16 protein-coding genes and 1 pseudogene are annotated in these 18,440 nt (G+C 65.5%); 8 read left to right on the plus strand and 9 right to left on the minus strand.

Annotation, left to right across the window (positions count from 1 at the left end; genetic code table 11):
- The 3 genes from H537_RS0117060 to H537_RS0117070 form a co-directional block, all read right to left on the minus strand.
- A partial coding sequence (locus H537_RS0117060; RefSeq protein WP_028998837.1) for a transposase occupies window positions 1–287 on the minus strand: 287 nt, incomplete at its 3' end.
- 10 nt (window positions 288–297) lie between these two features.
- The gene (locus H537_RS0117065) at window positions 298–618 is read right to left on the minus strand and encodes a thiamine pyrophosphate-dependent enzyme (protein ID WP_028998838.1); all 321 of its coding nucleotides are present in this window, start codon (window positions 616–618) and stop codon (window positions 298–300) included.
- 23 nt (window positions 619–641) lie between these two features.
- Window positions 642–1,874, minus strand: a complete 1,233-nt coding sequence (locus H537_RS0117070) for an acyl-CoA dehydrogenase family protein (RefSeq protein WP_156901784.1) — start codon at window positions 1,872–1,874, stop codon at window positions 642–644.
- A 66-nt stretch (window positions 1,875–1,940) separates the two neighbouring features.
- Between H537_RS0117070 and H537_RS0117075 the strand changes: the two genes are divergently transcribed.
- On the plus strand, window positions 1,941–3,248 hold the full coding sequence (locus H537_RS0117075; RefSeq protein WP_156901785.1) for a CaiB/BaiF CoA transferase family protein: 1,308 nt from the start codon (window positions 1,941–1,943) through the stop codon (window positions 3,246–3,248).
- A gap of 227 nt (window positions 3,249–3,475) precedes the next feature.
- The gene (locus tag H537_RS53045) at window positions 3,476–3,739 is read left to right on the plus strand and encodes a hypothetical protein (protein ID WP_156901786.1); all 264 of its coding nucleotides are present in this window, start codon (window positions 3,476–3,478) and stop codon (window positions 3,737–3,739) included.
- 230 nt (window positions 3,740–3,969) lie between these two features.
- Here the strand turns inward: H537_RS53045 and H537_RS0117080 are convergent, their stop codons facing one another.
- Both H537_RS0117080 and H537_RS0117085 read right to left on the minus strand, forming a co-directional pair.
- Window positions 3,970–5,286, minus strand: a complete 1,317-nt coding sequence (locus tag H537_RS0117080) for an amino acid ABC transporter substrate-binding protein (protein WP_169517028.1) — start codon at window positions 5,284–5,286, stop codon at window positions 3,970–3,972.
- A gap of 233 nt (window positions 5,287–5,519) precedes the next feature.
- Entirely contained in the window at window positions 5,520–6,713 is a 1,194-nt protein-coding gene (locus H537_RS0117085; RefSeq protein ID WP_028998842.1) for an acetyl-CoA C-acyltransferase, read from the minus strand.
- A 220-nt stretch (window positions 6,714–6,933) separates the two neighbouring features.
- Between H537_RS0117085 and H537_RS43740 the strand changes: the two genes are divergently transcribed.
- Window positions 6,934–7,605 carry a TetR/AcrR family transcriptional regulator gene (locus tag H537_RS43740; protein WP_084150754.1) on the plus strand — a complete coding sequence of 224 codons (672 nt, stop codon included), beginning with the start codon at window positions 6,934–6,936 and terminating at the stop codon, window positions 7,603–7,605.
- 299 nt (window positions 7,606–7,904) lie between these two features.
- Window positions 7,905–8,210: a hypothetical protein gene (locus tag H537_RS0117095; RefSeq protein WP_156901787.1), complete on the plus strand. Its 306-nt coding sequence runs from the start codon at window positions 7,905–7,907 to the stop codon at window positions 8,208–8,210.
- Window positions 8,211–8,309: 99 nt separating this feature from the next.
- Here H537_RS0117095 and H537_RS0117100 read toward each other — a convergent pair whose 3' ends face one another.
- Together H537_RS0117100 and H537_RS0117105 are read right to left on the minus strand one after the other, a co-directional pair.
- Complete coding sequence (locus H537_RS0117100) at window positions 8,310–8,537, minus strand: hypothetical protein (RefSeq protein ID WP_028998844.1); 228 nt, start codon at window positions 8,535–8,537, stop codon at window positions 8,310–8,312.
- 254 nt (window positions 8,538–8,791) lie between these two features.
- Entirely contained in the window at window positions 8,792–9,115 is a 324-nt protein-coding gene (locus H537_RS0117105) for a helix-turn-helix domain-containing protein (protein WP_064735994.1), read from the minus strand.
- A 530-nt stretch (window positions 9,116–9,645) separates the two neighbouring features.
- Here H537_RS0117105 and imuA point away from each other — a divergent pair.
- The 4 genes from imuA (at window position 9,646) to H537_RS0117125 (ending at window position 16,582) form a co-directional block, all read left to right on the plus strand.
- A complete protein-coding gene (gene imuA / locus H537_RS43745; RefSeq protein ID WP_051242844.1) occupies window positions 9,646–10,386 on the plus strand; it encodes a translesion DNA synthesis-associated protein ImuA in 741 nt (246 codons plus the stop codon).
- Complete coding sequence (locus tag H537_RS0117115; RefSeq protein WP_028998846.1) at window positions 10,322–11,665, plus strand: Y-family DNA polymerase; 1,344 nt, start codon at window positions 10,322–10,324, stop codon at window positions 11,663–11,665. Before imuA ends, H537_RS0117115 begins: the two co-directional genes overlap by 65 nt.
- Before the next feature lie 12 nt (window positions 11,666–11,677).
- The gene (locus H537_RS0117120) at window positions 11,678–14,800 is read left to right on the plus strand and encodes an error-prone DNA polymerase (RefSeq protein ID WP_028998847.1); all 3,123 of its coding nucleotides are present in this window, start codon (window positions 11,678–11,680) and stop codon (window positions 14,798–14,800) included.
- A 195-nt stretch (window positions 14,801–14,995) separates the two neighbouring features.
- Entirely contained in the window at window positions 14,996–16,582 is a 1,587-nt protein-coding gene (locus H537_RS0117125; RefSeq protein ID WP_028998848.1) for an MFS transporter, read from the plus strand.
- A 229-nt stretch (window positions 16,583–16,811) separates the two neighbouring features.
- On the opposite strand, the pseudogene H537_RS43750 reads toward H537_RS0117125, so the two are convergent.
- Window positions 16,812–18,104, minus strand: a pseudogene (locus tag H537_RS43750) (IS1182 family transposase); the annotation flags it as partial.
- Between the two features lie 28 nt (window positions 18,105–18,132).
- Window positions 18,133–18,440: integrase core domain-containing protein (locus tag H537_RS0117135; RefSeq protein ID WP_028998849.1), on the minus strand; the 308-nt coding region annotated here is incomplete at its 5' end.

Raw genomic sequence — 18,440 nt, forward strand, 5'->3', positions numbered from 1 at the left:
GCTTTCGCGAAGTACGCCGTCGCTTTTTCCAGGACGTCGCGCTCCATCTTCACGCGCGCGAGCTCAGCGCGAAGCCGTGCGATTTCCATCTGCTCGGGCGTCACAACCTTGTCGCCAGCGCCTTGCAGCGTTCCCTTGGCCGCCTCGCGCACCCAGTTGCTCAGCGTCGCCTTGGGTACGCCCAGGACCTTCGCCGTCACGCCTACCGACTGCCCGTCATTGACCAGCCTGACCGCCTCCAGCTTGAACTCCAGCGTGTACCTGGCGCGGGTCTGCTTCTCTTTCATGCAATAGCTCCTACTCTGATTTGACCATCAGGCAAGAACTACGTTTTTCGGGGGCAAGGTCATAGCCCTCGCGCTTGGCGAACAGCTCGGCCATCATCAGCCGTGCATCAGCGCCCTTGGCTAGGCAATGGCCATGACCACGGTGGTTGCTGGCGATGTAGTCCTCATCATCAAGCGCCGCGCAGGCGCCGGCAGCGCAGGCTTCCTGGCCCAGCGACAGGTGGATGAAGCCTGGCAGGTGCCCATCCCGGTAATGTTGGGAAGCTGCGAGTTCGAACTCTCGGATCTCGCACATGGTGCGATACAACTTGGCCGCCAGTGTCTTGTCCATGCGATGGTCTCCTTGCCCGTTGTTCAGCAGCCCAGCGCGCGTGCGATCAGCAGCTGCTGGATTTCGTTGGTGCCTTCGCCGATGGCCAGGATCTGGGCCTCTCGGTACAGGCGGTTGACCCTGAACTCATGCATGAAGCCGTAGCCACCGTGGATTTGGTAAGCCTCGCGCGCGGCCTCGATGGCCAACCGGGTGCCCATGAGCTTGAGCATCGCGGCCTCGGTATGACAGTCCTTGCCATTGGCATGCATCCAGGCCACGTAGTGCGCGAAGCGACGCACCCCCTCGGCATGGGCAGCCATGTCGGCCAGCTTGGCCTGGGTAAGCTGAAAGTCGGTCAGCGGTTTGCCAAACTGCCGGCGGTCCTTGGCGTAGGCCAGCGCCTCGTCCAGGCACGCCTGGATTAGCGATGCACCCAGCGTGCCGAACACGATGCGGCCCAGATTCAGCCCGGTCAGCGCCTGGCGCAGACCGGCTCCCTCCTTGCCCAGCAGGTTCTCTGCGGGTACACGGCAGTCGTTGAACACCAGCTCGCGGTTATCCATACCGTGCCAAGCCATCTTGTCGAAGGACTGGCCGAGCGTGTAGCCAGGGGCGTCGCGCGGGATGATGAAGCAGGAGATGGCCTTGCGTTTGGCCTCGGTCTCGCCAGTGGCGGCCATCAACACGGTGCCGTCGCTGATGCGGGTACCTGCGTTACTGATGAAGATCTTGCTGCCGTTGATGACCCAGTCGCCGTGCGCATCGCGCTCCGCCCGGGTCTTGAGACCACCGGCGTCAGAGCCAGCACCGGGTTCGGTCAATGCGAAGGCACCCAGCTTCTCGCCGCGGGCGAAGGCCGGCAGCCACTTGTTCTTCTGCTCGGGCGTGCCCAGGTGCACGTACATGTTGGCCACCATCACATGAACCTGCCAGATCAAGGCAAAGGTCTGGCTGACGGTGCCCATTTCTTCCATTGCCAGGATGTAGGTCAGCGAGTCCAGACCGCTGCCACCGTACTCCTGGGAAATGAGGATGCCGGCCATGCCAAGGTCGCTCCACTTCTTCCATACCGCGTATGGGAACTCGTGGTCGCGATCCATCTGCTCCTGCGCCGGCGCGACTTCATTGCGTGCGAAGTCCCGCACCATGCGCTGGATCTCCAGCTGCTCGCCCGTCAATTCAAAGTCCATCACACACTCCGTTGGTTGGCGGTTTCTACCAAACGCTTGTTTGCTTAAAGTATAGGAATGCCGATCGGCGTGTGCAAGCGGCACGGGCTCTGTTCGCTAGTTCGGAGAGGGAAATTGCTTTACCAAACGTTCGTTTGGTACTAGTCTGAATTGTCCGCCCTGCCGCACAAGGCGGCAGCCCGGGATCCCAACTTCCTTACTGCCATGTCTTTCCCGCCAACTTCATCTACTTCGCACTTCCTCGGGACCGAGACCCAGCGTCCGGATGCGCCGTCCGGCAAGCCACAACCGCTGGCCGGCGTGCGCGTGCTCGACCTGACGCGGCTGCTGCCTGGTGCTTACTGCACTCAGTTGCTAGCCGACATGGGGGCTGAGGTCATCAAGGTCGAGCAGCCCGGCAGCGGTGACTACTGGCGCTGGATGGAACCCCGCGTGCACCGCCACGGCTATCAGTTCCTCGCTCTCAACCGGGGCAAACAGAGCATCACGCTGGATCTCAAGCACGCTGGCGCGCGTGGGGCCTTTCTGCGACTGTGCGAAACCGCCGACGTCGTGATTGAGGGTTTTCGCCCCGGGGTGATGGCGCGCCTGGGCCTGGGTTCGGACACGCTGCGCCGGCACAACCCTCGACTGGTCTACTGCGCCATGACTGGCTTCGGCCAGAACGGCCCCGACGCGCAGGTGCCGGCCCATGACCTGAATTACCAGGGCATGACTGGACTTCTGCACTACGTCAACGGCAGCCGCACCACGCCTCGCCCCACGGCCTTGCCGGTAGGTGACATCGGCGGCGGCGCACTGATGGCGCTCAGCGGCGTACTGGCCGCCTTGTTCGAGCGCGAGCGCACCGGCACCGGCCGCGACGTCGACATCTCCGTCGTCGATGGTCTGTTGTCCTGGGTGGGCTTCATGACGTCCCAGTGGAACGTGCCGGCGCTGGCTGGCGAGCCGGTGCCCTTCGACGCCCCCTTCGACAAGCCCTTCTACACCGTCTACGAGACCGCCGATGCCCGTCACCTCGTGGTAGGCGCCTACGAGCCCAAGTTCTGGCAGACCCTGTGCGAGGTATTGGAACTGCCTCAATGGATCGAGCGTCAATGGGTGGACGGCACGGAGGAAGAGGCGCAACGCCGGGACATCGCCGCCGCGCTGCGGCGGCGCACGCAACAGCAGTGGCTCGACCTTTTTGCGACCCGCGAGGCCTGCGTCACGCCGGTACTCACAGTGCGCGAGGCGTTGGCCGGTGCCCATGCCACTGCGCGCGGCATGGTCATCACGGTGGACGACCCGGTCGAAGGTCCGCTACAGCACATTGCATGCCCCCTACGCTTCGACGGCGTTGCACCCAGCGCGCTGGCGCCTTGTCCCGCCTTGGGCGCTCAGACCGAGTCACTGCTGCAGGCCGCAGGCCTGGACGAGGCCAGCATCGAGAGTTTGCGGCGCGCGGGCGCCATCTGAGTAAGCGCGAGGTAAAGGCTTGGATTGCGCCGGCAGGCGGGGGCCACTAGAGCCACCGGTCGGCCTTTGCGCTGTTCGTACGGGCACGACAAAGCCTCACCCGGCTGCTGACCCTGCAGCGTAACGTGCCCATTGGGCGCAATGTCCGCAGGGCTTTCTTGGCAATTCCGAACAGGTGCATGCGGCGCCGGAAGCGCGCGCGTTCACACGCCTGGGACACGTAGACCATGTCCGCCTGGAGAGTGAAGGCGTCGATCTCAGCCTTGATGCATGTCGATGTTTTGCCGCCGGGTGCCCGGGCTGAAGCTCAGTCGCATGGCAACAAGATCAAGGGGCACTTGATGCGGACATCGGCGCTGTGCGCCATGGCCGTCGATTCGGCGGTGGCTTACGTGCACAAGCCGATGTGCCATTTCATTGAGCATGGCCAAGACCCGGTAAAGCCAGGGGCGGCTCAAACCACAGCGCTTGACGAGAGGGGCCGTGCTTGAGCTGCGAGTTGACGGCGCAGCGCAAACGGTTGCTGCCTTGGCCAAGCGTGCTGGCGTAGCGGATGACTTCCAATCGAAGCCGCCGCTCTAACGCATTGATAGCGGGCTTTGCAGTGCCGTGAGCTCTCCAATTGATAGGCCGTATGAGCGCGGCCTGCAGCACGATGCTGCGAGCCGCCAGTTACCGACGCCTTGCTCTCAGGACCGAAGTCCATGCGAGGCGTCACCCTTCACCAGGGCGTCTTCGGGTAGACACCGGGGGCCTCAGCCATCGTTGTTGGAGAAACGATTTTTTCACTGGCCGGTTTTCCCAACCACTGGATTGCTGGCGCTGCATCGCGGCGAATCCGGCCGCGTTCATCAAAGGCGATCGGTCCCCAGATGCTGTCGCGCACATTCAGTGCTGCCAGCCGCTGCCGCAGCGACGCCGCGTTGAAAGGGTCCGACGGGTTGGCGTCGCGCAGCACCTGCTGGTAGATCCAGGGAATGATGTAGGAAAAGGCAGCTTGGTAGGTCGGTACGTAGCCGAACTCGGCCTTGTACTTGTCAGCAAATTCCTGGGCCGAAGCGAACTTGTCGTCCTTGTACTTGAACTGCGGCAGCCAGACGGCCGTGCCGATAATGCCGTCCATTTTCGTGCCCAACGTGTTGCGCACCATTGGGCTTCCGGTGAGGTGACCGCCGACGAAGGCTTTGGGATTGACGCCGATGGCCGACATCTCCTCTACCAGCTTCACGCAGATGACGTCCCAGCCGGTGTTGTAGACCACGTCAGCTTTGGCCATGCGCAGCTTGAGCGCTGCGGGGCGCAGATCTTGCACGTTCATCGGCAACACGATCTCCGACACTACGTCGATGCCGTACTGCTTGCAACGTTCGCGCACGCCAGAGGCGATTTCCTGGTATACCGGGTCATCCATGATGACCAGCGCCAAGCTCTTGGGCTTGGGCGCCTTGGTGGCGAGGAACTCCATGGCGCCGCCGCCATAGGTGCTCACGAGGCCATTGGCGGTGAAGGCGGTATGGCCGCCCAGTTCCTGATCGATGCGAATCGACGAGGCGCCAGTCTGCACGAAAACACGGTTGTACTTCTTGACGATAGCGCCCTGGGCCAGCACGGTGTCCGTGCCATAGCTGCCGACCAGGATGTCTACCTTGTCCGAAGTCAGCAGTTTCTCGGTCAGCAGCGCTGCGCGAGACGGGTTGTTCTCGTCGTCGTACAAGGTCCACTTGATCTTGCGCTTCCGGCCGGCAACGACCATCTCTCCGCCGTAGGTCTTAGTCCAGAAATCGTAGGCGTCCTTGCAGATGCGGGCCACCTTCTCGTAGGGACCCGTCATAGGCAACGACGCCCCGATGTGGATCACGTCCGCCGAACTGCTCTGCGCGTGCGCCATAGGCAGCCCCAGAGCCGTGCAGGCCCCCGCAAGCGCGTTCGCGCCGGCCGCCTTCAGTACTGCACGACGCCGGGCGTTGGCCGGGCTGCCGAGTCCGCCACAGTCACCGGTCCGGACGTCATCGGCTTCCTTTTGCATCAACGGGTTCATCACTTTCTCCTTAACCAAACGATTGTTTGGTGAGATGCTTGCTGCAGGACGCCGCCTTGTCATTGGTATTTACGCTATGTGCGCGGCGGCGTCCTTGCATGCGCACCTGTGCAGTCTGCGCGGTGGTTCCTACTGGCGTGACCACCTCCCGCACATGCCTTGGCCCGCTGCAAATGCGCAGCCGGCAGGGGCGATGCACGGCACGCGCGGGCTCAGACTTGTAGGCGTGCCGCTCAGGTGCAAAGTTCCAGCGCCAGCGCCGTCGCTTCCCCGCCCCCAATGCACAGTGAGGCAACGCCGCGGCGCAACTGGCGGGCGCGCAGCGCGCCCAGCAGCGTGACGATGATGCGCGCGCCCGTGGCACCGATGGGATGGCCCAGTGCACAGGCGCCGCCGTGCACGTTGACGCGCTCGTGCGGCAGCGAAAGTTCGCGCATAGTGGCCATCGTCACCACGGCAAAGGCCTCGTTGATTTCCCACAGGTCCACGTCGCCCGCCTGCCAGCCCACCTTGGCCAGCAGCTTCTGGATCGCGCCCACCGGCGCGGTCGTGAACCAAGCCGGCTCCTGCGCATGCGTGGCATGGCCGTGGATCACGGCCAGCGGCGCCAAGTCACGCTCGCGCGCGGTGGACTGGCGCATCAGCACCAGCGCCGCGGCGCCATCCGAGATGGAGCTGGAGTTGGCGGCCGTCACCGTGCCGTCCTTGGCGAAGGCGGGCTTGAGCGTCGAGATCTTGTTCAGCTGCACCTTGCCCGGCGCCTCGTCCTCGTTGACGAGCTTCTCGCCGTCGCGCCCCGGCACGGCCACCGGTGCGATCTCCCACTGGAACAGTCCGTCGCGCTTGGTCTGCTGCGCGCGCAGCGTGGAAGCGGCGGCGTAGGCGTCCTGTTCCTCCCGGCTGAAGCTGAAGTGGCGGGCGCAGTCCTCGGCGAAGGTGCCCATCAGGCGGCCGTTGGTGGCGGCGCCGTAGCGGTCCTCCAGGCCGTCGAAGAACATGTGGTCCAGCATCTGGCCGTGGCCCAGGCGCTGGCCCGAGCGGGCCTTGGGCAGGAGATAGGGCGTGTTACTCATGGACTCCATGCCTCCAGCCACGATGAGCCGCTGGCTGCCGGCCAGCAGCAGGTCGTGCGCCAGCATCGTAGCCTTCATGCCCGAGCCGCAGACCTTGTTGAGCGTGGTGCAGCCGGCCGACAGCGGCAGCCCGGCGCCCAGCGCCGCCTGGCGCGCGGGCGCCTGGCCCAGGCCCGCGGGCAGCACGCAGCCCATGAGCACCTCCTCCACCGCCTCGGGCTGCAGCCTGGCGCGCTCGACGGCGGCGCGTATGGCGGTGGCGCCCAGCTGCGGCGCCGTCAGCGCCGCGAAGTCGCCCTGGAAGGCGCCCAGCGGCGTGCGTGTGGCAGATGCAATGACGACAGGGTCTTTCATGTCTGGCTCCTATGGCTGGGGCGGCGCGAGACTGTCACAGCGGCCGCACTTGTAGCGTTGGCTGGCGGAGAACGCGCCTCGCATCAACGCTCGGTTATATACCAAACATTTGTTTGTCATGGTTGCACTGCGCTTCTTCTAGGGACCGTGCCCGACTATCGCCACGCGCAGGAGGAGAATACGTCTCCGTATGGGACACTTCCCCTGACGGAGAAAATCCATGCCCATCACCCAGCGCAAGCAAACGGAACAAACACCTGTTAGCCAGAAAGCGAAGCCTCTAGCGACACGGGCTACCAAGTCTCGCGCCAAGGAGTCGCCCGCACAGTCCACCGCGCCCATCGGACGCGATGCATTGCTTGACGCTGCCGTGCACCAGTTCGCCAAGGCGGGCTACGACGGCACGACCATGCGCGACATCGCGACTGTCAGCGGCATGCTGGCCGGCTCGATCTACTACTACTTCAAGTCCAAGGAGGAGTTGTTCATCGCCGTCCACGAGTTCGCCATGGAGCACATCTGTCGGCGCGTCAGAGAAAGTGTGGACCCGAATGCTGACCCCTGGACCCGGCTGACCCAGGCGGCCGAAGGCTACCTGGACACCATGCTCAACGAGTACGACTACGCAAGCATCATCATCACCGAGTTCCCGCGCAAGCGGCCCGACGAGTTGCACCAGCAGCTGATCGAGCACCGGCATCGTTTCGAATCGATGTTTGCTGCCATCGTTGCCGAACTGCCGCTGCGTAAAGGCGTGGACCGCACCTACTTCCGCTTGGCCATCCTGGGCATGCTGGCCTGGAGCTACACCTGGTACCGGCCAACGGGTCGTGACTCGCCCAAAGTCATCGCCAAGAAAATGGTCAACCTGCTCAAGGAGTCGGCAGCGTAGCGTCCATTTTTCCTGTCGTGCGTAGCTTCAGTAAGCTGCATCGGGGCTGCGCGCAAGAGGTACTGCGGGCAAGGTAGTGGGTGGTGTCGGCCTTGTAGGCCATGCCGTGAACGGAATGGTCAGCGGTTTGAGCTGCTACGCCACCAACCTCGGCAGCCGACTGGCACTGCCCGCAGCTGAATGGTTGCCGGGCCCGCTGCAACAGACGCGACAGCACGTTTCTTCCAGGACAACAGCGAAGTTGCAATACGGCAGCCTCGTGAGCCGTGATATCGACCGGCACACCGCCGGCTGCATTCATGGCGTATCTCCAGCTTCAACGGTCTTGGGTGCGTTGTAACGTTCGCACCCAACAACTATTTGCTCAATGGGTGATGGTTGCGATCATTACCACTTTGACCATGACCGTGTATTGGACACCCACGGTGGACGGCTACTTTTGCGCCGTGCCTAACGCCAAGGTGCTGGAGGCCGTGAGCGAGGCTGTGTCGCCCGAGGCGGCACGCAAGCTCGACGGCTTGAAGAAGGATGCGCTGGTCGCCCAGGCCAAGCAGCTTTTGGACGGTCGGTGTTGGCTGCCGTCCGTGCTTCGGGCCAAGGGCTGACGGCACTCAAAGTGCCGGGCATCCCAGGCCGCATGCAGCCCGGCCCACAGAGCCACGAAGCGGACCCGGGTCAGGGCAGCGGCCGGTGGCCTGGACCGGCTACAAGCCGACCGGGCACCAGCGGGCGGCGTGTGCCTTGTGCCGAGTCAGGTTCTCCTGCAATGCGACAAGCCGGTTCTCCAAGGTCACCAGCAGCACTTGCGCTTCCGCGGTGGAGCATTGGTTGCGCTTCAACTCGGCGATGCGGGCGGCTTGTTCGGTCACCCGCGCTTTGCCTTCATCAACGAGGCGCTGCGCCGTCTCCACGCCTCCCATCGGCAAGTCCATGGCTTCACCCCCTGGATTGCTTACTTTTTAAGCACTTCCGAAAACTCCAATCGAGACAGTGACTTATGCTGCACCAAGGCGGCTTGCGTACAGAGTTATCCCCAGCAACTGGGGATAGCTCAGGATGGGGGAGCGACATGCGACAACAGCCTGCAAGACGGCGGCATCCGTGCCGGCAAGGCGGAAGGCCGCGCCGCACCTCATCGTCACGGCGCTTTCGGGCATGCGTGGTGTCTTCTGTGCAAGTCTGCAGGCTACCGCCTGCGCGCAGGTCTTGGCCGGATACCAGCCAGTTCGATGCGCAACGCTTCCCGGTCGAACTCGGGCGCCGCCAGGTCGGCCAGCCATTCCAGGCGGCCATAGAAGAACAGCGCGGCGGCGTAGACGCCCATGCTGACGGTGGCCTCGCCGCGCTCCATGCTCATGACGGTCGGCACCGAGACGTTGATCTCGGCCGCCAGCGCGCGGATCGACAGGCCACGCCGCTCGCGCGCCAGGCGCAGGTTCGCACCCAAATCCAGCAGCACCGTGACGATCGGGGCAGGCATGTCCTGGGCGAGTTTCAGAGCACGCGGCATGCGACTTATTGTCTCTCTGCTCGCGAAAACGCTCAAATATATTTGAACATCCGGTGCTTGCAGCAGGTTCACGGGTCGCTGGGCCGACAGGGCTCCGATAGCCGGTTGTCAAGTTCGCTGGGCGCAAGGCCCCTACCCCGACCGGCACGTGGACGGCGTCAGCCAAGCGCTTCCTGATCATGGTCCGCCGCGCCTGATCGGCAGCGGGGACGCGCGGGTGGCGGCTCGACCGCCCGCGACAGCGTTTTCGCCCAGTGCCGCGCGCCAATCCAGGCAAGAGCACCTCATCCAGATCGTCGCGCCACACTCCCAACCCCTGCGGCCCGCCGGGCGTGGCCGGGGCAAAGCAGCGGCGTGACCCGGCCTTGCCTTGTCGTTTCTGACGCAAGCACCCTGCGTGCCGCCGATGTCGATGCAGCAGCATCTACAGGAACGTCAATTGCCTGTGTTTTTATACAGTATCATTTGACTGTATGACAACGGCATCCATTTCCCCATCAAGGTCTGACCCACCACGGGTCGGCAAGGGGTTGGAGTTGCCGGATGGCCTCGCCGCGGTGCTGTGGCGGGGCGACGAGCTCGGCACGCCCAGCAGCGCGGTGGTAGCGACAGGCTTCGACGCCCTGGATCACGAATTGCCCGGTGGCGGCTGGCCGGTTGGTTGTGCAACGGAACTGCTGCAGCCGCAATACTCGCTGGCGGAAGCGCAGCTGCTGCTGCCGGCCGTGTCCAGGCTGTCCGGCGCGCAACGCCAGGTGCTGGTGATCGGTGCACCGCACCAGCCCTTCCTGGCCGGCTGGCGGGCCTGGGGCATCTGCGAGTCCCATGTGCTGGTAGTGCAGCCGCACACGCCGGCTGAAAGCCTCTGGGTCACCGAGCAGGCCGTGCGCGCCGACGGCATCGGTGCCGTGATGGCGTGGCTGCCCCATGCGCGGGCGGATCAGGTGCGCCGGCTGCAGGCCTGCGCCAGCGGCAGCGACTTCCCCCTCTTCCTGATGCGTCCGCAGGACGCGGCCCTGCAGTCGTCGGCCGCGCCACTGCGCGTGCAGGCGCGGCTGGCCGGAGCGGGCCAGATCGCAGTGCACCTCATCAAGCGCCGCGGTCCCGCGCACGACGGCGAGCTCGTCCTGGCCACGGCTTCCCCGCGCTTGGCGCCGCTGCTGCGGCACCGGCGCAGCGCTCCAGACCACTTCAGCGAGGGCTCCCATGTACTGGATCGCGCTGCTGCCCGAGCCTTGCCCACGCAACGCCTCGGCCTGGCCGGGCGCTGAAGGCGCCGCGGGACAGCAGCACGCCATCGGATGCTGGGCGCTGCAGTTCACCCCGCGCGTGGCGCTGGTCGAGGAGGCGGTGGCGATGGAGGTACGTGCGAGCCAGCGGCTGTTCGGGGGCGAGCAAGCCCTGCGCAGCCATGTCCACGGCCAGGCGCTGGAGCTGGGCTGCACGGCGGTGGCCTGGGCGCCGACTTGCACAGCCGCCCTAGCGCTGGCCCGGGCGGGGCAGGACGATGGTTTCGCGCAGCCGCTGCAAGCCGTGCTGGACGCCCTGCCGCTGCACGTCCTCACCGACATGGCAGCCCACGAGCCCACACTGGCCCGCCTGGGCTGCCGCACGCTGGGCGATGTGCGCCGGCTGCCGCGTGGGGGCGTGAGCCGGCGCTTCGGTCCAGCGCCGCTGCAGGCGCTGGACCGCGCCTACGGCCTGAAACCTGAAGCCTTCGAGTGGCTGGCGCTGCCCGAGGTGTTCGAAGCCCGGCTGGAGCTGCCCGGCAAGGTCGAGCACGCTGCCGGCCTGGTCTTCGGCGGTCAGCGGCTGCTGGCGCAGATGGCCGGCTGGCTGGCGGCCCGTCACGCCGGCGTGCGCTCTTTCACGCTGACGTGGCGGTATGAATTTCACCGCGCCAAGGACTCGCCCGACGAGGAGCGGCTGGAGATCCGAACCGCCGAGCTCACGCGCGCCACCGACCACTTCGCACGCCTGCTCACCGAGCAGCTGAACCAGACGACACTCGCCGCCGCGGTGGAGGAGATCCGGCTGCGCGCCGACGAGGTGGCGCCGCTGGAAGAAACCAGTGCCAGCCTGCTGCAGGAGAAGGCCAGGCAGGCCGAGTCGCTGATGCAGCTGGTGGAGCGGCTGTCGGCACGGCTGGGACCGGAGCGCGTGCTGCGCCCGGTGTTGCGAGCCGACCACCGGCCGGAATCGCTGCAGGCCTGGCTGCCGGCCACCGACGCGGCATCGAGGCCGCGGGGCTGCGCCCCCGACATCCCGCACCCGACGTGGCTGTTGAAGGCGCCGCTGCGCCTGGCCGTGCGCGGCGAGCGGCCCGTGTACCAGGGGCCACTGCAGGTGGTGTCGGGCCCGCACCGGGTGGACGGCGCCTGGTGGGACCGCGCCGCCAACGGCGAGCGCAGCGCCATGGTGAGGCGCGACTACTACGTCATGCTCAGCGACCACGCCGGGCTGCTGTGGGTCTACCGCGAGCGGGGCGAACGCGAGGACGACGGCCGCAGCGCGGCGAGCCCCTGGTTCCTGCACGGCATCTTCGGCTGACGCCTGAGCACCATGGACAGCGACCTACCCAGCTATGCCGAGCTGCACTGCCTGACCAACTTCACGTTCCTGCGCGGTGCCTCGCACGCGGAGGAACTCGCCGAGCGCGCCCACGCGCTGGGCTACGCGGCGCTGGCCATCACCGACGAATGCTCGCTCGCCGGCGTGGTGCGCGCGCACGTGGCGGCCAAGGAGCGGGGCCTGCCGCTGCTCATCGGCAGCGAGTTCCGCGTCGAGGTGCCGGCCGCCGACGGCACGCCAGCGGGCAGCTTTCGCATGGTCGTGCTGGCCACCAACCGCAACGGCTACGGCAACCTGTGCGAGCTCATCACGCGGCTGCGCCTGAGCTCCGAGAAGGGCAGCTACCGCCTGGAGTGGAGCGACCTCTTTCCCGGCTGGCTGGACGACTGCCTGCTGCTGTACCTGCCCGAGCGCCAAGCGCCCCAGGCGGACCTGTACGCGCAGGCGCAATGGTTCGATGCGCACTTCGAGGGCCGGGCCTGGATCGGCGTGGCGCTGCACTGCGAGATGGAGGACGACTTGTGGCTCGCGCGCCTGCGCGAGCTCTCGCGCCTGGCGAACCTGCCGCTCGTGGCCGCCGGCGATGTGCACATGCACGTGCGCTCGCGCAAGCCCCTGCAGGACACGCTCACGGCCATCCGGGCGGGCAAGCCGCTCACGGAATGCGGGCTGGCGCTGCAGCCCAACGCCGAGCGCCACCTGCGCTCGCGCCTGGCGCTGGCCAGCCTCTACCCGCCACAGCTGCTGGCCGAAACCCTCAACGTGGCGCGGCGCTGCCGCTTCAGCCTGGACGAGCTGCGCTACGAGTACCCCGAAGAGATCGTGCCCGAGGGCCAGACGCCCTCCTCCTGGCTGCGGCGCCTGACCTACGAGGGCGCGGGGCGCCGCTTCACGCAGGGCGGCATCCCGGCCGAGGTCCAGCAGCAGATCGAGCACGAGCTCTCGCTGATCCAGGAGCTGGGCTACGAGCGGTATTTCCTCACCGTCCACGACCTGGTGGAGTTCGCGCGCAGCCGCCAGATCCTGTGCCAGGGCCGCGGCTCGGCGGCGAACTCGGTCGTGTGCTATTGCCTGGGCATCACGGAGGTGGACCCCGCGCGCATGAGCGTGCTGTTCGAGCGCTTCATCAGCCGCGAGCGCAACGAGCCGCCGGACATCGACATCGACTTCGAGCACCAGCGGCGCGAGGAGGTGATCCAGTACCTCTACGGCAAGTACGGGCGCGACCGCGCGGCGCTGGCCGCGGCCGTCATCTCCTACCGCGGCCGCAGCGCCATCCGCGACGTCGGCAAGGCCCTGGGCTTCGAGCCGGACACCGTGGACCGCATCGCCAAGAACCTGCAGTGGTGGGATGGCCGCCAGGTGGCGCCCGAGCGGCTGCGCGAGGCCGGCGTGGACCCCGACGACCTGGCCACGCAGCAGCTGCTCACCCTGTGCAGCCAGATCGCAGGTTTCCCGCGGCACCTGAGCCAGCACGTCGGCGGCTTCGTGCTCACGCGCGGCAAGCTCAGCCGCATGGTGCCCCTGGAGAACGCCTCGATGGAACACCGCACCGTCATCCAGTGGGACAAGGACGATCTCGACGCGCTGGGGCTGCTCAAGGTCGACGTGCTGGCGCTGGGCATGCTCTCGGCCATCCGCCGGGCGCTGGACTTCATCAGCCTGCGCCGCGGCTTCGAATTCCAGCTGCAGGACATCCCGCCCGAGGACGAGGCCACCTACGACATGGTGTGCCGGGCCGACACCGTGGGCGTGTTCCAGATCGAGAGCCGCGCGCAGATGACCATGCTGCCGCGACTGAGCCCACGCTGCTTCTACGACCTGGTGGTGGAAGTCGCGCTGGTGCGCCCGGGTCCGATCCAGGGCGGCATGGTCCACCCTTACCTGCGGCGGCGCCAGGGCCTCGAAGAAGCCACCGTGCCGCCCGGGCTGGAACGCGCCCTCGAGCGCACGAAAGGCGTACCAATTTTCCAAGAGCAGGTGATGCAAGTAGCGATCGATGCCGCAGGCTTCACCGCCGGTGAGGCCGACCAGCTGCGCCGTGCCATGGCGGCGTGGAAGCGCAAGGGCGGCGTGCAGCGCTTCTATCGCAAGATCATCGACGGCATGACCGAGCGCGGCTACGCACCAGAGTTTGCTGAAGCCATCTTTGCCCAGATCCAGGGCTTCGGTGAGTACGGCTTCCCGGAGAGCCATGCGGCCTCGTTCGCGCTGCTCGTCTATGCCTCGTCCTGGATCAAGCGCCATGAACCAGCGGCGTTCCTGGCGGCGCTGCTGAACTCGCAACCCATGGGCTTCTACTCGCCATCACAGCTGGTGCAGGACGCGCAGCGCCACGGCGTGGAGGTCCGGCCGGTGGACGTGCTCTACAGCGACGTGCAAACCTCGCTGGAGGACCTGCCGCTGCAGCCGGCCGTGCGGCTGGGCCTGCACATGGTCGCCGGGCTGGGCGCCGAGGCGGCGCAGCGCATCGTGCAGGCACGCAGCCAGCAGCCTTTCGACCACGTCGAAGACCTGGCACACCGTGCGAGCCTGAACGTGCAAGACATGCGGACGCTGGCTGCAGCCGACGCGCTCATGAGCCTGTCGGGCCACCGGCGCCAGCAGGTCTGGGATGCCTCGGCATTGCTTGCCGCGCCTGAGCTGCTGCGCGAGGCGCCGGTGGACGAGGATGTACTGGAGTTGCCGCCCGCGCCTGAAGGCGAGGAGGTGGTGTTCGACTACGCCTCGCTGGGCCTGACGCTGCGCAGCCATCCGCTCCAGTTGCTGCGGCCCAAGCTGGCCGAGCGGCGGCTGCTGACCGCTGCGCAGCTGAAGGACTTTCCGGACGGGCGGCTGGCACGGGCCTGCGGCATCGTGACCATGCGCCAGCAGCCCAGCACGTCCAACGGCGTGGTGTTCGTAACGCTAGAGGACGAGACCGGCACGGTGAACGTCATCGTTTGGCGGTCCCTGCGCGAGCAGCAGCGCCAGGAACTGCTGCACTCGCGGCTGCTCGCCGTCTACGGCGTGTGGCAGCGTGAAGGCGAGGTCCGTCACCTCATCGCCCGGCGGCTGCACGACCTCACGCCGCTGCTGGGGCGGCTGGCGACCGAGAGCCGGGATTTCAAATGAGCGTGGGCAGCGGCAGCTCTGACAGCTTGTCGTGGAACCATGGCGCGGCCAGACAACCCATGCGTACGCCCTCGCCAGCAGCCCCCGGCCAGAGGCTGCCATAGCAAAGCGAACAGACAGTGAACAATAAAACCTTGTCAGCTCAACAAACCAGCGGTGTTCTGAGCTCGTGATCGGTTAAGTGAAACTCTATAAATGTCCATGTTCCACAAACCTGCTGCCTTCTGGAGCGGCTGCCTGCTGATCACTATCGGCGTCCTGTCCCATGGCCCCATGTTCATGATGGGCCGCCACACTCACTGGCAGATGGTGCACATGCCGATGACACCAGAGATGTGGGTCGGCATGGCACTGATCCCGCTGGGCCTCGTGCTGTCGTGGCTGGGCCTGCGGCCACCGCCTTCGTCGAGCGGGACGTCAGGTGCCGCTCCGCGCCACTTTCACGTCGCCGATGGCGTGCCGCTCAACCGCGAGCACGCCAAGCTGGTGTTGGTGCTGATCATCACACTGGCGATCGACGTGATGAAGCCTGCAACGCTGGGCTTTGTGATGCCTGGGTTGAGTCGCGAGTACAGCATCGAGCGCTCCCATGCGGGCTTGCTGGCACTGTTTGCGCTGACCGGCACCACCATTGGCTCAGTCGTCTGGGGGCGAATCGCTGACCGCATGGGCCGGCGAGCGGCGATCCTGCTCTCGGCGCTGATGTTCATTGGCACTGCCATCTGCGGAGCCATGCCCAGCTTCGAGTGGAATCTGGCCATGTGCTTCTTGATGGGCGCCTCAGCCGGCGGCCTGTTGCCGATCACCTTCACCTTGATGGCGGAGACCGTGCCGGCACGCCACCGCGGCTGGCTCCTCGTTGCGCTCGGAGGCCTCGGCACTTCGGCCGGCTACTTGCTCGCCGCCGGTGCTGCAGCCTGGCTGGAGCCGCTGTTCAGTTGGCGCGTATTGTGGTTGCTGGGCTTGCCCACCGGCGCGGTCATCCTGCTGCTGAACCACTACATCCCCGAGTCGCCGCGTTTCCTCTGGGCCTGCGGGCACGCGCAGCAAGCACTGGCCGTGCTGAAGCGCTTTGCGGGCGGACGCGAGGCGTTGGAAGCTGACGACCGCGCGCATCCCGGACCGCCCCTTATCGACGAGAGCCATCCAGTGGCCGGCGTGCGCCAATTGCTGCATGGCCGCCATGCCCCCATCACCTGGGCGTTGCTGGCTTGCGGGACAGGGTGGGGTTTGGTGAATTTCGGCTTCCTGCTTTGGTTGCCGTCAAACCTCGAAGCGCTTGGGGTCGACGCAGGCGCCGCAAGTGCGCTGCTCGCAAAGTCAGCGCTTTACGCACTGCCCGGGATCGCCCTGGTGGTCTGGCTTTACCACCGCTGGAGCAGCTTCCGCACGCTCGTCGCGTTCATCGCGATGACGGCACTGGTACTTGTGGGCTTTGCGGTGCTCGCTGCTCTCGAACTGCGGTCGACTGCATTGACGACCTTTGCTACTGCTGCACTCCTGATTGCGGTAAGCGGGGTCATCGCCATGCTGATTCCGTATGCCGCGGAAATCTATCCCGTGCATCTCAGAGGCACCGGATCGGGCGTCATCGCGGCCAGCAGCAAGTTCGGCGGAATCTTTGGCGCCGGCGTTGCCCTGCTGGGCTTCTTCGATCACCTGCTTCTGTCCGCGCTAGTTTTGGCACTACCAATGGCGCTTTCAGCAATTCTCCTGAGCAGGAGTGGCATTGAAACCCGCGGCGTGCGCCTGGAGGAGATCCAGCGCGCACTCAGCCCCTAATGCGCGTGAGAGGCACAAGCGGCGGCTCGGGGTTGAGCAGTGAAAGGCACGTGATATGCACTATCGGCCAACTGAGGACGGACAGCGTGTCTTTTCGACCGGCTCTTCAAGGCTGAGGCTGTGTGAAAACAGAGCCGCATGCTCCAAACGAAGCATGCCATCTGCGGTGGCATGGACGTAGCCGCTTTACCGGTTTGGTCGTGCCGCAGTGATTCACTGGCTGGAGGACCTACGCTGCAATCACCTGGATCAACTTCCTTGCCCCGAGAAGCTTGATCATCCGCTTCATGTTGTAGGCCAGGACCTGCAAACTCATTTCGGTCCTGACCTTGGGCAGTGTTTTGGTCAGGAAGTGGCACGACCCCATCCAGAACTTCAGCGTCCCAAACACGTGCTCCACCGTCTGCATCCTCACCTTGGCGGCTTCGGGCATCGCGTCGAGCCTGGCCTGCACCCTCTCAAGCACGGTTTCATGCTCCCAGCGGCTGATTCGCCGGTATTCGGACGTCGTGCACCGGTGCTTGATTGGGCATGTTGGGCATGACGACGACCAGTATTTGCTGAGGTAGATGCCGCGCTCCTTAGTGACGAACCGGTGTATGGCAATCTGTCCCGCTGGGCAGCGGTACTGGTCGTTGGCAGCGTCGTAGACGAAGTCGCGCTTGTCGAACCTACCTTCAGCCCGACTGTTGGAGGTCAGCGGTTTGGGCACCAGCGTAGTCACCCCGGCAAGTTCAGCTTGGCGAAGTTGCGGACCATCGTAATAGCCGCGGTCAGCAAGCGCGGTAAGACTCTCGGCCCCTGCAGCTGCCTTGGCCGAGATTGACATCCCGGCGAGTTGATCGCGATCGTTGATCTGGTTGGTGACCTCATGAGCCAAGACCAGATGATTCTTGGCGTCGACGGCGACCTGGACGTTGTAGCCCACGGTCCCGGTGCTGCGGGCCGTCGACGTCATGGCGCGGGCATCGGGGTCAGTCAAGGAGACTTGCCCATCGGGACTGGCCTTGACTTGCTCAGCCATTGCAGCGAGCTTGCTCATCTGCTCTTTGACCCTGCCGATGCGTTCCTTCAAGCGGGCAACCTTGCTCGGCAGAACCATGGCGGGATCGCGGTCGGCACGGTCGAGCTCGGCCAGGTACTGCGCGATGTTCTCTTCCAGTTGCTGCATCCGCACCTGTATCTTGTGCTCGGTGAAGTTCTTGTGGCGGTTGTTGACCGCCTTGAACTTGCTGCCGTCGATGGCCACGACGCCCTCAGAGAACAGGTCGAGCCGCCGGCACAGCAGCACAAATTCCCGGCAGACCTTGCGGATCGCTTCGCCGTTGTCCTTGCGGAAGTCCGCGATCGTCTTGAAGTCGGGCGCCAGGCGGCTGGTCAGCCAGATGAGCTCAATATTGCGATTGGCCTCCGTCTCAAGCCGGCGGCTCGACTGGATACGGTTCAGGTACCCATAGACATAAATCTTCAGCAGCGTCGCCGGGTGGTACGCCGGGCGCCCGGTGGCGGCTTGACCTTGCCCCTGTTTCCCGTAGTTCTTAGCCCTCGTTCTATGCGGCGTTCTTGTGCTGTGCCGCATGCCAGCGTTGCTCGTACTGCATAGGGCTCAGGTAGCCCAGCGAGGAATGCAGCCGGCGGTAGTTATAGAAGGTCATCCAGGCAACGACCTCGTCCATCGCCTGGCGCAGCGTCGCGAACTTGCGACCGTGCAGTCTGCCAACCTTGAGGTGCCCCCACAAGCTTTCCGTCGGGGCGTTGTCCCAACAATTCCCCTTGCGGCTCATGGAAGAGCGCATGCCATAGCCGCGCAGGACGCGCTGGAACTCGTGGCTGCAGTACTGGGCGCCCCTGTCCGAAT

Source organism: Azohydromonas australica DSM 1124, from assembly GCF_000430725.1.
Classification (GTDB): Bacteria; Pseudomonadota; Gammaproteobacteria; order Burkholderiales; family Burkholderiaceae_C; genus Azohydromonas; species Azohydromonas australica.

Excerpts from the sequence above, each read along its gene's own strand:
- H537_RS0117065 (WP_028998838.1), bottom strand. The coding sequence starts at position 618 with ATGGACAAGACACTGGCGGCCAAGTTGTATCGCACCATGTGCGAGATC.
- H537_RS53045 (WP_156901786.1), top strand. The coding sequence starts at position 3,476 with ATGTCCGCCTGGAGAGTGAAGGCGTCGATCTCAGCCTTGATGCATGTC.
- H537_RS0117080 (WP_169517028.1), bottom strand. The coding sequence starts at position 5,286 with ATGAACCCGTTGATGCAAAAGGAAGCCGATGACGTCCGGACCGGTGAC.
- H537_RS0117085 (WP_028998842.1), bottom strand. The coding sequence starts at position 6,713 with ATGAAAGACCCTGTCGTCATTGCATCTGCCACACGCACGCCGCTGGGC.
- H537_RS43740 (WP_084150754.1), top strand. The coding sequence starts at position 6,934 with ATGCCCATCACCCAGCGCAAGCAAACGGAACAAACACCTGTTAGCCAG.
- H537_RS0117095 (WP_156901787.1), top strand. The coding sequence starts at position 7,905 with ATGGCGTATCTCCAGCTTCAACGGTCTTGGGTGCGTTGTAACGTTCGC.
- H537_RS0117100 (WP_028998844.1), bottom strand. The coding sequence starts at position 8,537 with ATGGACTTGCCGATGGGAGGCGTGGAGACGGCGCAGCGCCTCGTTGAT.
- H537_RS0117105 (WP_064735994.1), bottom strand. The coding sequence starts at position 9,115 with ATGCCGCGTGCTCTGAAACTCGCCCAGGACATGCCTGCCCCGATCGTC.
- H537_RS0117115 (WP_028998846.1), top strand. The coding sequence starts at position 10,322 with ATGTACTGGATCGCGCTGCTGCCCGAGCCTTGCCCACGCAACGCCTCG.
- H537_RS0117120 (WP_028998847.1), top strand. The coding sequence starts at position 11,678 with ATGGACAGCGACCTACCCAGCTATGCCGAGCTGCACTGCCTGACCAAC.
- H537_RS0117125 (WP_028998848.1), top strand. The coding sequence starts at position 14,996 with ATGTCCATGTTCCACAAACCTGCTGCCTTCTGGAGCGGCTGCCTGCTG.